The sequence below is a fragment of the Rhizobium ruizarguesonis genome, from assembly GCF_017357285.1.
GTDB classification, from domain to species: domain Bacteria; phylum Pseudomonadota; class Alphaproteobacteria; order Rhizobiales; family Rhizobiaceae; genus Rhizobium; species Rhizobium ruizarguesonis.
In genome coordinates this window covers 4,804,590-4,816,500 of record NZ_CP071678.1, presented here as the reverse complement: position 1 = coordinate 4,816,500, position 11,911 = coordinate 4,804,590, and the positions used below count along the sequence as shown (strand labels likewise).

Sequence of the window (11,911 nt, the reverse complement as noted above, 5' to 3'; positions counted from 1 at the left end):
CGTAGCGGCCGTTTCATCAAGGAGGCATGCAGCCTTCAGTCAATAATTGCAATTGGACGATCCGTTGGTCGGGGCGAAGCCGTAACTGCAGCTATTGCCCAGGCTCTGCGGTCTTCCAATTGAGCCGGTATAATCGTCGAAGGCGCGTGAGGGATACCAATAACCGTTCGCGCTCTTGACATAGCCTGGCCGGCCGCTGCTGTAGCCGCGGTATCCGTTGAGTGACGGTATCTTCTTCTGTGCGACCTGCAGCAGTTGGCCCGAGGCGACCGTGACCGGCGGTATGGCTGGATGCATCGGCGCGGCGCCGACGGCGTCGATCGATGCCAGCGGTGCAAACATGATCAGGCTGGCTCGCAGTAAACTCGCTACTAATTTCTGCCTCATGGCGCTTCCCCGATGGCGCGGTGTTCGCCGAAGCCTGAACGGTATCTGTCGCGTGTCGCGCCTGATTATCGATGAGGCCACAGGAATTTATCGATGTCGATTGCCCGAAAGGATGAAATTGGGAAGGCGGGCGATGCACAAACGGGCTCGCCCGCCACGACTTAGTTAAATCGGAAGCAATTTACAGAATTAGAGCATGTCGCGCAAAAATGTGCAGCGGTTTTGCGACAGCGACATGTGCAAAAACAAAGGCCTAAAGCGCGAGGAGTGAATCTGAAAGATCGCGACGCGCGTTTTGGTGCGGCAATTCAGAGGGCTGGAGAGCACTTTGCGCGTCGGAGAAGGCGCGGGGCTGTGCAGGTCGCAACATCTGGGCGTCGAAGCGACAGACGTCATAAATACAAAGCCGCCCGATGCGCATCGGGCGGCTTTCAATCTCATCCGTTGGCCGGATCAGATCAGTTCCACTCGCGGATATCGACGAAGTGCCCGGCGATCGCGGCTGCGGCTGCCATTGCCGGCGAGACGAGGTGCGTGCGGCCCTTGAAGCCCTGACGACCTTCGAAGTTGCGGTTCGAGGTCGAAGCGCAGCGTTCGCCCGGCTTCAGGCGATCGTCGTTCATGGCAAGGCACATGGAGCAGCCCGGCTCGCGCCAGTCGAAACCGGCGGCCTTGAAGATCTTGTCGAGACCTTCGGCTTCCGCCTGTTCCTTGACGAGGCCGGAGCCCGGCACGATCATCGCGTCGACGGTCGCGGCAACCGTCTTGCCTTCGACGACCTTGGCGACTTCGCGCAGATCCTCGATGCGGCCGTTGGTGCAGGAGCCGATGAAGACGCGGTCAAGCGTGATGTCGGTCATCTTCGTGCCGGGCTTCAGGCCCATATAGTCGAGCGCACGCCACTTGGAGGTGCGCTTGGTTTCGTCCTGGATATCGTCCGGGTTCGGAACGATGCCCTGGACGGAGATGACATCCTCGGGCGAAGAGCCCCAGGAAACGATCGGCGGCAGGCTGGCGGCATCGAGTACGACGACGCGGTCATAATGAGCGCCCTCGTCGGTCTGCAGCGTCTTCCAGTAGGCGATCGCCTGTTCCAGTGCCTCGCCCTTCGGCGCGCGCGGCTTGCCCTTGATGTATTCGAAGGTCTTTTCGTCAGGGGCGATCAGGCCGGCGCGGGCGCCGCCTTCGATCGTCATGTTGCAGACGGTCATGCGGCCTTCCATCGACAGCGCGCGGATCGCTTCGCCGGCAAATTCGATGACGTGGCCGGTGCCGCCGGCGGTGCCGATCTCGCCGATGATGGCAAGGATGATGTCCTTGGCGGTGACGTGCGGCGGAAGCTGGCCGTCGACCCGCACCAGCATGTTCTTTGCCTTCTTCTGGATCAGTGTCTGGGTCGCCAGCACATGCTCGACCTCGGAAGTGCCGATGCCGTGCGCCAGCGCGCCGAAGGCGCCATGCGTCGAGGTATGGCTGTCACCACAGACGATGGTCATGCCGGGCAGGGTGAAGCCCTGTTCCGGACCGACGATGTGGACGATGCCCTGGCGCTTGTCGCTTGCCGAATAATATTCGACGCCGAATTCGGCGGCATTGGTCGCCAGAGCTTCCACCTGGATGCGGCTTTCCTCGTTCTTGATGCCGAGATGGCGGTCGGGCGAGGTCGGAACGTTATGGTCGACGACGGCGAGCGTCTTTTCCGGCGCGCGAACCTTGCGGCCGGTCATGCGCAGACCTTCGAAAGCCTGCGGTGAGGTGACTTCGTGAACCAGGTGGCGGTCGATGTAGAGAAGACAGGTGCCGTCTGGCTGTTCGTCGACCAGATGATCGTCCCAGATCTTGTCGTAGAGGGTACGCGGTGCGCTCATGGCGTTAAGTCCGTTTTTCTAAAGCTTTTGGAAAATCGAGAAATGGCAGATCAGGCTCCGCCGGCCGTCATTCGATCAACGAAGTCGGCTGTTGAGCGCGCCGGACACGCATGCAAAGAACCGCGCCGGCAGGCGATAATGGTCCTGCAGCACGAAAATATGCGCACCAATGCATCTGAACTTGGATTCCATGGCCCTGCATATAGCGATTTTTCGCGGCGGCTTCAATTTGAATCATCAGCAGACGCTCTGCGGCCTCTCAGCGGCGCGGCGGGTATTGATCGCTTACCGCGACTTCATCCATTTCTCCGTCCGCCGCAGCGCCAGTGACAGGCCGATCGTCAGGATCAGGTAGATATAGGTGACGATCGAATAGGTCTCGAAGAAGCGGAAGGAGCCGGCGGCATAGACCTTGCCCATCTGAGTGATGTCGGCGACACCGAGCACGGAGACGAGCGAACTGTCCTTCACCATAGAGACGAAATCGTTGGAGAGCGGCGGGAAGATTACCCGGATCGCCTGCGGGAAGACGACGGAGCGGAAGCGCCGATAGCGCGAGAGACCGAGAGCCTTGGCCGCCTCGATCTGGCCGAGATCGACCGACTGGAAACCGGCCCGGAAGATCTCGGCGATGAAGGAGGAATACCCGACCGTCAGCGCGATGATCGCGCGCCACATCAGCGACAGGTCGCGCACCAGGATGGGCTCGGCCACGCCTGATGTCACCAGCGGCGAAATTAGGAAATTATAGGCTGCGACCAGAGCCGGCGCGCCGACGAAGGCGACGTAGAACAGCAGCACGAGGATCGGTATGCCGCGGATAATCTCGATGTAGAATCGCGCAATCTGACGCAACACCTGGCTGTCAGCCATGCCAAGCAGGCAGATGCCGAGGCCGAGCACGGTGGCGAGCACGAAGGCGACTAGCGTGACGAAGACGGTAATGCCGACACCGTTGACGACGGTGCGGAAAACCTGGGCATAGATATCGTTGGCGACGATGACGGCGGCAAGGACAAGGCCGATCGCGACAAGCGCGACCAGCCACCAGGGATAGTCGTCCTTGACGTGTCTGTCGGGAGATGGTCGCAACGCCATTAGTGGCTGCTCGGCGTCATTCGCCCATCTTGTAGTCGAGGAACCACTTCTTGTTCAGCCCATCCAGCGTGCCATCGGCCTTGAGAGCGGCGATGGCCGCATTGACCGGGGCGACAAGGTCGGACCCTTTCGGGAAGATGAAGCCGAAATCCTCGGTGCCTAGCGGTTCGCCGACCAGCTTCAAGGCGCCGTTCGAGGCATCGACATAGCCCTTGCCGGCGGTGCCGTCGGTCAGCACCACGTCGACGTCGCCGGCCTTCAGGGCCTGGACGGTGGCGCCAAAGGTTTCGAAGAGCTTGATGCGCGGGTTCTGTTCGTTGCCGTCGAGCACTTCGTAGACGGCGGTGTAGAAAGGCGTGGTGCCGGGCTGCGCGCCGACCAGGCCGTCCTTGAATTCGCCGAAGGACTTGGCGTCGGTGAAGCGCTTCTCGTCGCCGCGCACCAGCATGAACTGCTGCGAGCGCATGTAGGGGTCGGAGAAATCCACTTTCTGCTTGCGGTCTTCCTTGATGGTGATGCCGGTCATGCCGATGTTGTACTGGCCGTCGGAAACCGCCTGGATCATCGCGTCCCAGCTGGTGTTCTGGTATTCAACCTTGAAATTCAGCCGCTTGGCGATCTCGTTCATCGCATCATATTCCCAGCCGATCGCCTTGCCGGATTTCGGATCGACGAACTGCAGCGGCGGATAGGCATTCTCGGTCACGACGACGACGCTCTTGCCGCCGAGATCAGGCAGTTCGGCGGCCGATGCGGCCAGGGGCAGAAGAGCAAGGGCGGCGAAGCTCGCAAGAACGGTACGGCGAAACAACATTGAACGGTTCCCTAAAATTGAACGGCAAAAACTGTCACGGAAGATAGGCCTGAGGCAAGGCCGCCGGCTGCGTGCTGAAACAAAAAATAGAAAAGGCGACCCGAAGGCCGCCTTTCCAAGCAAAGAATTTTGCGTAGCGCAGATCTTATTCTGCTGCCGGTTCCGCTGCAGCGGCGGCTGCTTCTGCGGCAGCCTTTTCAGCAGCGGCCTTGGCTTCCGCAGCTTCTGCTGCTGCCTTCTCGGCGGCGAGCGCCTGGGCTGCTGCAACCTTTTCAGCTTCGATGCGTGCCTTTTCCTCGGCAATGGCGGCGCGCTCGGCGTCGTTGAGCTTGCGGGCGCGGACGCCGGTGTCTTCAACGATACGGGCAGACTTGCCGCGACGGTCGCGCAGGTAATAGAGCTTGGCGCGACGGACCTTACCGCGGCGAACGACGTCGACGCTTTCGATCATCGGCGAGTAGACCGGGAATACGCGCTCGACGCCTTCGCCGTAGGAGATCTTGCGGACCGTGAAGTTTTCCTGCAGGCCGCCGCCGCAGCGGGCGATGCAGACGCCTTCATAGGCCTGAACGCGGGTACGGGTGCCTTCCGTGACCTTCACGTTGACACGGACGGTGTCGCCCGGGGAAAATTCCGGAAGCGTGCGCTTGGCTTCGATCTTGGCGGCCTGTTCGGCCTCAAGCTGCTGAATGATGTTCATCGTCTTAACCTTTGGTTCTTCTGAAACAGCCAGAGCGCTCAACACTGATCCTTCGGAACTGGCCTCAGGACTTTGCCCGTCAAGGGCGGGAGCGGATTCGCCATTCTTTGTTTGCTGGCAGACGGGGATAAACCCCATTTCCGCGTGCGCCAATACACGAAAGGCCAGGGCTTGTCATCCCTTGGGCGGCATTTTTGTGAAAGGGGCTGCGAAATCAGCCGTTTTTCTCACTTTACAGCGCCGCGCGCCTTTTCAGACGCGCAAAGGACGCTGTAAAACTTTAAATCTACGTGTCGTGCTTTCCGAAAATCGATCCCGATTTTCGAGTCGATACGCTAGTCCTTTTCGAGCAGATCCGGCCGCCGCTCCCGCGTCAGCCGCACCGCTTCCTGATGCCGCCATTTCTCGATGGCGCCGTGGTTGCCCGAGGTGAGGATCGCGGGGATTTCCCGGCCTTCCCATTCCTGCGGGCGGGTGTAATGCGGATGTTCCAGCAGTCCGCCTTCGAAGCTTTCGTGCAGGCCGGAAAGGTCGTTGCCCATGACGCCGGGCAGGATGCGGACGATCGCATCGAGCACGGTCAGCGCCGCCGGCTCGCCTCCTGATAGCACGTAGTCGCCGATCGAGACCTCTTCCAGTCCGCGCGCCTCGATCACCCGCTGGTCGACGCCCTCGAAGCGGCCGCAGACGATAGTGACGCCGTCGCCGGCCGCGAGCTCGCGCACACGCTCCTGCGTCAGCGGCCGGCCGCGCGGGCTCATCAGCAGCCGCGGGCGGGTATCGTTTTCTGAGGCGCTGTCGATCGCACGTGCAAGGACGTCGGCCTTCAGCACCATGCCGGCGCCGCCGCCGGCCGGGGTGTCGTCGACGGTGCGGTGTCTGTCGGTGGCGAAGTCGCGGATCTGCACCGTGTCCAGCGACCATTGCCCCCGCTCCATCGCCTTGCCGGCGAGCGAGAAGCCCAGATGCCCCGGAAACATTTCCGGATAAAGTGTCAGCACGCTCGCCCGGAAAGCCATCACTTCTTCTTTTTCGGCTTGTCGGGAGTGAATTTAGAAAGCTCTTCCGGATCGTCGACCAGCCCCGCCGCCAGCGGATCGATCAGCAGCGTGCCGGCCTCGAGGTCGATTTCCAGCACCGAGGCTTCGGAGAAGGGGATCAGCACCGGGCGCTTGCCCGGACCTTTGAGCTCCAGCAGGTCGCCGGCGCCGAAATCGAAGACGCCGGTGACCGTGCCATAGCTGACACCCTTGTCGTCTCGCGCCTCGAGCCCTTCGAGATCGGCATAGTAGAACTCGTCGTCCTCCAGCTCCTCGTCCGGCAGGTTGTCCCGCTCGATATAGAGTTCAAGCCCGTTCAGAGCCTCGGCGGCATTGCGGTCGTTGACGCCGCGGAAACGGACGACGACGACATTCTTCATCTCGCGGATTTCGAGGACTTCGAAACTGCGGCCGTCCATGCTGTGCAGATGGCCGTAGTCGCCAAGCGCGCCGGGATCGGCCGTATAGGCCTTGGCGCGCACCTCGCCGCGGAGGCCTTGCGCGCCACCGATCGTCGCCATCAGAACGGGGTTTTCAAGCTTTGTCATGGGTTCCTTCATGTGAAGCCGAAAGACAGGTTTCTCATAAACGAAGTGTGGGCGATTGGAAACGAAAACGGGCGGCATGTCGCCATGCCGCCCGCTCGAAGGGAATGTCGCGATTATTCCGCGGCGTCGGCAGCAGCAGCCGCAGCGTCGGCGACCTTCTGAGCCTTTTCGGCGGCGCGTTCCTGGGCGCGCTTGCCGGGCTTTGCCTTGACCGGGTTGTTCTTGACTTCGCGCTTGGCAACGCCTGCTTCATCGAGGAAGCGCAGAACGCGGTCGGTCGGCTGGGCGCCGTGTTCGATCCAGTGCTTGATGCGCTCGGCGTTCAGCTGAACGCGCTTCTCATCGTCCTTGGCAAGCATCGGGTTCCAGGAACCGAGGTTTTCGAGGAAGCGGCCGTCACGCGGGCTGCGCGCATCGGCGAGAACGACGTGGTAATACGGGCGCTTCTTGGAACCACCGCGGGCGAGACGAATTTTCAGTGCCATGTTCTTTAACTCCTTGGGCTTTTCTTGACCGCTTTCTTGAGCGGTACGGTTATCGGGCTGCAGCGCTTTGTTCAGCGTGATCCGCAGCGATCTGCTCATGATGCCGGATGACTTCCTTGATGACGAAGTTCAGGAACTTCTCGGCGAAATCCGGGTCCAGATTGGCGGCTTTCGCCAGCTGGCGAAGGCGTTCGATCTGGTATTCCTCGCGCGCCGGGTCGGCCGGCGGCAGATTGTATTTGGCCTTCAGCACGCCGACCTCTTTGGTGCAGCGGAAGCGTTCGGCCAGCATGTGCACGAGAGCGGCATCGATATTGTCGATCGACTGACGATAGCTCGCGAGCTGGGCTTTGACGTTTGGATCAATCATGGGGCAAGCGATCCTTTCACTTCTTCTTCGGCAATCCGGGCAACCCCGGGAAACCACCGCCAAGGCCCGGCAGCTTGGCGCCGCCGAGGCCCGACAAACCACCCGGCAGACCGCCGAGACCGGGCATACCCCCACCCGGTTTTCCAAGCCCCGCCGCTTCCGCCTGCTTCTGCAAGGCCTCGAGCTGCCGGGGATCGATATTCGAGAGATCGGGCATGCCGCCACCCATGCCGCCCATGCCGCCGCCGAGCCCCATCTTGCCGGCAAGGCCGCCCATCATCTGCTTCATCATGCCGCCTTTGCCCTTGCCGCCCATCATCTTCATCATGTCCGCCATCTGGCGGTGCATCTTCAGAAGCTTGTTGATGGCGGCGGCATCGGTGCCGGAGCCGGCGGCGATGCGCTTCTTGCGCGAATGCTTGAGCAGGTCGGGATTGGTGCGCTCGGCCTTGGTCATCGACTGGATGATGGCGATCTGGCGACCGAAAAGCTTGTCGTCGAGGCCGGCTGCGGCCATCTTGTCCTTCATGCCGGCCATGCCCGGCATCATGCCCATGATGCCGCCCATGCCGCCCATCTTCTGCATCTGGCGCAGCTGGTCGGCGAGGTCGTCGAGGTCGAACTTGCCCTTGGCCATCTTGGCGGCCATAGCGGCCGCCTTTTCGGCGTCGATGTTTTCGGCCGCGCGCTCGACGAGCGAGACGATGTCGCCCATGCCGAGGATGCGGTCGGCGATGCGGCGGGGATGGAATTCCTCCAGCTCGCTCATCTTCTCGCCGACGCCGATCAGCTTGATCGGCTTGCCGGTGACGGCGCGCATCGAAAGGGCGGCGCCGCCGCGGCCATCGCCGTCCATGCGGGTCAGCACCAGACCGGTGATGCCGACGCGTTCGTCGAAACTGCGGGCGAGGTTGACGGCGTCCTGGCCGGTGAGGCTGTCGGCGACCAGCAGGATTTCATGCGGGTTCGACCGCTTCTTGATGTCGGCCATCTCGACCATCAAGGGCTCGTCGATATGCGTGCGGCCGGCGGTATCGAGGATGACGACATCATGGCCGCCAAGCTTGGCCGCCTGCACGGCGCGGGCGGCGATATCCGTCGGCGACTGGCCTGATATGATGGGCAATGTGTCGATATTGGCCTGCGCGCCGAGCTGGCGAAGCTGCTCCTGGGCTGCCGGACGGCGCGTGTCGAGCGATGCCATCAGCACCTTCTTCTTCTCGCGCGTCGACAGGCGATGGGCGATCTTCGCCGATGTCGTCGTCTTGCCGGAACCCTGCAGGCCGACCATCATGACGACGACCGGGGCCGGTGCATGCAGGTCGATGCCGACGCCTTCGCCGCCCAGCATCTCGATCAGTTCGTCATGCACGATCTTGACGACCATCTGGCCGGGCTTGATCGACTTCAGGATCTCGGCGCCGACGGCCTTTTCACGCACGCGGTCGGTGAAGGAACGCACAACGTCGAGCGCGACGTCGGCCTCCAGCAACGCACGGCGAACCTCGCGCAGCGCTGCGGAAACATCGGCTTCCGAAAGCGCGCCACGGCCTGTCAGTCCATTCAGAATGGATCCAAGACGGTCCTGGAGGTTTTCAAACATCGGCTCTTCCTTGATACGTTTCGGGCGGGTTCTTACCTGCCCGGAAACGTCGTGCTTTTCCTTGACGAAAACAAGACGCAAAGCCAAAAAGCACCCGAGGGCGCGTCGCGCTGTCGGGTGTTGACCTCCGGGATCTCAGGTCCCGGTCGGCGGCTCGGAGTCATGTGGCTCGTCGCGGATTGGGCGCGATAAACAGGAAAGCCGCGCGAAAGTCAAGGCAATGCGGACAAATGACCACATGGCAGCTAGGTGACGAGAGGACGCTAGTGTCTCATCCAGCGGTTGCAGCAAAAGTACATACTCAAACGAAGTGATGTATTGGCTTGCGCAATCTGCCAGCGTTTCGGGTTTTGCCGATAAATATTGCCACTCCGGCGGCCGAATTCGCTGTCAACGCCAGTTGCAAATTATTCTGCTTATGATTCTATTTTTCTACTTAAGTGCGTCCTGTAAAATGATTCGTGAATATCCTTGATGCCGAATGAATCGGCGGAGATATCGAATGCTAAATCCTGATATTGAGAGCTGGGCGCTGGCGCGGGCCCATCATATTGTCCTGAACGAAGGCCTGAATCTTGCGAAGGCGGCACAGGATCTGGATCGCAAGCGGTCCCGCTCGCTGGTCTACGAGCTGAGAAAGGTCATCACCGCAGCTATTGTCGAAGCCCATGCTGCGTCTTTCGATCCCGACGGTGCACAGCGGTAAAAGCCAAACTGCCTCGAAAGGGTCGGCAGACCGCAACGCCTGCCCAGCACTCACCCACTGGTAATTCCTTCGCATTTCCGCCATATACACCGGAAAGACAGACGGAATGATACCCATGAGCGCAACGGTCGAATTCGCGAGGATGAACGGGCTTGGCAACAAGATCCTGGTCGTCGACATGCGCGGCCGGCCGGACAAGGTGACGCCGGCGGCGGCGGTCGCACTCAATGCCGATCCGCAGACTGAGTTCGATCAGATCATGGCGATCCATGATCCGAAGGCCGAAGGCACCGATGCCTTCATCGATATCCTGAATTCCGATGGCTCGAAGGCGCAGGCTTGCGGCAACGGCACGCGCTGCGTCGTGCAGGCGCTTGCTGCCGAGACCGGCAGGAAGGTCTTCACCTTCCAGACGGTCGCCGGCATCCTCAACGCCGTCGAGCACGGGGACGGGACGATCTCCGTCGATATGGGCCGGCCGGTGTTCGATTGGAACAGGATCCCGCTGGCGGAAGAATTCCACGACACCAGCCGCATCGAACTGCAGATCGGCCCGATCGACAAGCCTGTGCTGCATTCGCCGTCGGCGATGTCGATGGGCAATCCGCATGCGATCTTCTGGGTGGACAGGGATGTGATGTCCTATGATCTCGCCCGCTTCGGACCGCTGCTCGAAAACCATCCGATGTTTCCTGAGCGCGCCAATATCACTCTGGCACAAGTGACCTCGCCGACATCGGTGACGACACGCACCTGGGAGCGCGGCGCGGGACTGACGCTTGCCTGCGGTTCGGCCGCCTGTTCGGCTGCCGTCAGCGCTGCGCGCACCGGCCGCACCGGCCGCAAGGTGACGATCAATGTGGCAAGCGCCAAGCCGCCGGGCGTGCTTTCCATCGAATGGCGCGAGCACGACGATCACGTCATCATGACCGGCCCTGCCGAATGGGAATGGTCGGGCAGGCTCGATCCTTCGATGGGTCTCTGGTCGCGCGATGGTACCCGAGAGGCGGAGGCGCAGTGAGCGGCATCGAGGTCATTACCTTCGGCTGCCGCCTCAACACATATGAATCCGAAGTGATGAAGGCGCAGGCTGAAAAGGCCGGGCTCAACAACGCCATCCTGGTCAACACCTGTGCCGTGACCGGCGAGGCCGTGCGCCAGGCCCGCCAGGCGATCCGCCGGGCACGGCGCGACAATCCGCATGCCCGCATCATCGTCACCGGCTGCGCCGCGCAGACGGAAAAGCAGACTTTCGCCGCCATGGCGGAGGTCGATGCCGTGCTCGGCAACGAGGAGAAGCTGACGAGCGCCTCCTATCGCAGCCTGCCGGATTTCGGCGTTTCGGCCGAAGAAAAGCTCCGGGTCAACGACATCATGAGCGTCAAGGCGACGGCGCCGCAGATGGTCAGACACATCGACGGCCATGTGCGTGCCTTCATCCAGGTACAGAATGGTTGCGACCACCGCTGCACCTTCTGCATCATTCCCTATGGCCGCGGCAATTCCCGCTCCGTGCCGATGGGAGCTGTCGTCGACCAGGCTCGCAATCTCGTCGACGGCGGTTACCGGGAGATCGTGCTGACCGGCGTCGATGCCACCAGCTATGGCGGCGATCTGCCGGGCGCGCCGACGCTCGGGCTTTTGGCGAAGACGCTGTTGAAACAAATCCCCGATATTCGCCGCCTGCGGCTTTCCTCGATCGACAGCATCGAGGCCGATGCCCACCTGATGGATCTCATCGCCGACGAGCTACGCTTCATGCCGCATCTGCATCTGTCGCTGCAGCATGGCGACGACATGATCCTGAAGCGCATGAAGCGTCGGCATTTACGCGCCGATGCGTTGCGTTTCTTCGAGGATGCGCGCCGACTCCGCCCCGAGATGAGCTTCGGCGCCGATATGATTGCCGGCTTTCCCACAGAAACCGAAGAGATGTTCGAGAATGCCGTGGGGCTGGCCGAAGAGGCTGGCATCGCCCATCTGCATGTCTTCCCCTACAGTCCGCGTCCCGGCACCCCGGCCGCCCGCATGCCGCAGCTCGACCGGTCGCTGGTCAAGGATCGCGCCGCAAGGCTGCGCGCCACAGGACACAGCCTGCATCAATCCCATCTCGATGGGATGATCGGAACCCGGCAATGGCTGCTTGTCGAAAACAACGGCCTGGCGCATACGGAGAACTTCACGCTGGTCGCGGCACCCGGCCTTCGTCCCGGCGAACTTGTGCCGGTCACGATCACCGGCCACAATGGCAAGCATCTCGACATGCAATTGACGGCCGCAGCAGCGGCCTGA

General features: G+C 61.7%; 13 protein-coding genes. 3 read left to right on the top strand and 10 right to left on the bottom strand.

Going from position 1 to position 11,911, the window contains the following annotated elements; translation table 11 throughout:
* Positions 1–39: 39 nt before the first annotated feature.
* The 10 genes from J3P73_RS23535 to ffh form a co-directional block, all read right to left on the bottom strand.
* Entirely contained in the window at positions 40–387 is a 348-nt protein-coding gene (locus J3P73_RS23535) for a hypothetical protein (RefSeq protein WP_018497632.1), read from the bottom strand.
* Between the two features lie 458 nt (positions 388–845).
* Positions 846–2,255, bottom strand: coding sequence for a 3-isopropylmalate dehydratase large subunit (gene leuC / locus J3P73_RS23530; protein ID WP_018481797.1), 1,410 nt, complete (start codon positions 2,253–2,255; stop codon positions 846–848).
* Between the two features lie 285 nt (positions 2,256–2,540).
* Positions 2,541–3,353: an amino acid ABC transporter permease gene (locus J3P73_RS23525; protein ID WP_075224970.1), complete on the bottom strand. Its 813-nt coding sequence runs from the start codon at positions 3,351–3,353 to the stop codon at positions 2,541–2,543.
* Positions 3,354–3,369: 16 nt separating this feature from the next.
* Entirely contained in the window at positions 3,370–4,167 is a 798-nt protein-coding gene (locus J3P73_RS23520; RefSeq protein WP_075224971.1) for a basic amino acid ABC transporter substrate-binding protein, read from the bottom strand.
* A 145-nt stretch (positions 4,168–4,312) separates the two neighbouring features.
* Positions 4,313–4,867, bottom strand: coding sequence for a 50S ribosomal protein L19 (gene rplS, locus J3P73_RS23515; protein WP_018072042.1), 555 nt, complete (start codon positions 4,865–4,867; stop codon positions 4,313–4,315).
* A 335-nt stretch (positions 4,868–5,202) separates the two neighbouring features.
* Entirely contained in the window at positions 5,203–5,886 is a 684-nt protein-coding gene (trmD, locus tag J3P73_RS23510) for a tRNA (guanosine(37)-N1)-methyltransferase TrmD (RefSeq protein ID WP_075224972.1), read from the bottom strand.
* A complete protein-coding gene (gene rimM / locus J3P73_RS23505; protein ID WP_029767597.1) occupies positions 5,886–6,455 on the bottom strand; it encodes a ribosome maturation factor RimM in 570 nt (189 codons plus the stop codon). Before rimM ends, trmD begins: the two co-directional genes overlap by 1 nt.
* 113 nt (positions 6,456–6,568) lie before the next feature.
* Positions 6,569–6,940 carry a 30S ribosomal protein S16 gene (gene rpsP / locus J3P73_RS23500; RefSeq protein WP_003543667.1) on the bottom strand — a complete coding sequence of 124 codons (372 nt, stop codon included), beginning with the start codon at positions 6,938–6,940 and terminating at the stop codon, positions 6,569–6,571.
* Between the two features lie 49 nt (positions 6,941–6,989).
* The gene (locus tag J3P73_RS23495; protein WP_003543666.1) at positions 6,990–7,310 is read right to left on the bottom strand and encodes a chorismate mutase; all 321 of its coding nucleotides are present in this window, start codon (positions 7,308–7,310) and stop codon (positions 6,990–6,992) included.
* Between the two features lie 16 nt (positions 7,311–7,326).
* Complete coding sequence (gene ffh / locus J3P73_RS23490; RefSeq protein WP_018481790.1) at positions 7,327–8,913, bottom strand: signal recognition particle protein; 1,587 nt, start codon at positions 8,911–8,913, stop codon at positions 7,327–7,329.
* A 481-nt stretch (positions 8,914–9,394) separates the two neighbouring features.
* On the opposite strand from ffh, the gene J3P73_RS23485 reads away from it, so the two are divergent.
* From J3P73_RS23485 to mtaB, 3 genes are all read left to right on the top strand, one after another.
* Entirely contained in the window at positions 9,395–9,619 is a 225-nt protein-coding gene (locus tag J3P73_RS23485) for a hypothetical protein (protein WP_017989736.1), read from the top strand.
* Between the two features lie 115 nt (positions 9,620–9,734).
* Complete coding sequence (gene dapF / locus J3P73_RS23480; protein WP_130692969.1) at positions 9,735–10,640, top strand: diaminopimelate epimerase; 906 nt, start codon at positions 9,735–9,737, stop codon at positions 10,638–10,640.
* Positions 10,637–11,911: a tRNA (N(6)-L-threonylcarbamoyladenosine(37)-C(2))-methylthiotransferase MtaB gene (gene mtaB, locus J3P73_RS23475; RefSeq protein WP_130692968.1), complete on the top strand. Its 1,275-nt coding sequence runs from the start codon at positions 10,637–10,639 to the stop codon at positions 11,909–11,911. The genes dapF and mtaB overlap by 4 nt, the downstream gene beginning before the upstream one ends.

What these genes read in the sequence shown, in the direction of transcription:
- dapF (WP_130692969.1), top strand. Translation starts at nt 9,735, where the DNA reads ATGAGCGCAACGGTCGAATTCGCGAGGATGAACGGGCTTGGCAACAAG.
- J3P73_RS23485 (WP_017989736.1), top strand. Translation starts at nt 9,395, where the DNA reads ATGAATCGGCGGAGATATCGAATGCTAAATCCTGATATTGAGAGCTGG.
- J3P73_RS23525 (WP_075224970.1), bottom strand. Translation starts at nt 3,353, where the DNA reads ATGGCGTTGCGACCATCTCCCGACAGACACGTCAAGGACGACTATCCC.
- ffh (WP_018481790.1), bottom strand. Translation starts at nt 8,913, where the DNA reads ATGTTTGAAAACCTCCAGGACCGTCTTGGATCCATTCTGAATGGACTG.
- rpsP (WP_003543667.1), bottom strand. Translation starts at nt 6,940, where the DNA reads ATGGCACTGAAAATTCGTCTCGCCCGCGGTGGTTCCAAGAAGCGCCCG.
- rimM (WP_029767597.1), bottom strand. Translation starts at nt 6,455, where the DNA reads ATGACAAAGCTTGAAAACCCCGTTCTGATGGCGACGATCGGTGGCGCG.
- rplS (WP_018072042.1), bottom strand. Translation starts at nt 4,867, where the DNA reads ATGAACATCATTCAGCAGCTTGAGGCCGAACAGGCCGCCAAGATCGAA.
- trmD (WP_075224972.1), bottom strand. Translation starts at nt 5,886, where the DNA reads ATGGCTTTCCGGGCGAGCGTGCTGACACTTTATCCGGAAATGTTTCCG.
- J3P73_RS23520 (WP_075224971.1), bottom strand. Translation starts at nt 4,167, where the DNA reads ATGTTGTTTCGCCGTACCGTTCTTGCGAGCTTCGCCGCCCTTGCTCTT.
- leuC (WP_018481797.1), bottom strand. Translation starts at nt 2,255, where the DNA reads ATGAGCGCACCGCGTACCCTCTACGACAAGATCTGGGACGATCATCTG.
- J3P73_RS23495 (WP_003543666.1), bottom strand. Translation starts at nt 7,310, where the DNA reads ATGATTGATCCAAACGTCAAAGCCCAGCTCGCGAGCTATCGTCAGTCG.
- J3P73_RS23535 (WP_018497632.1), bottom strand. Translation starts at nt 387, where the DNA reads ATGAGGCAGAAATTAGTAGCGAGTTTACTGCGAGCCAGCCTGATCATG.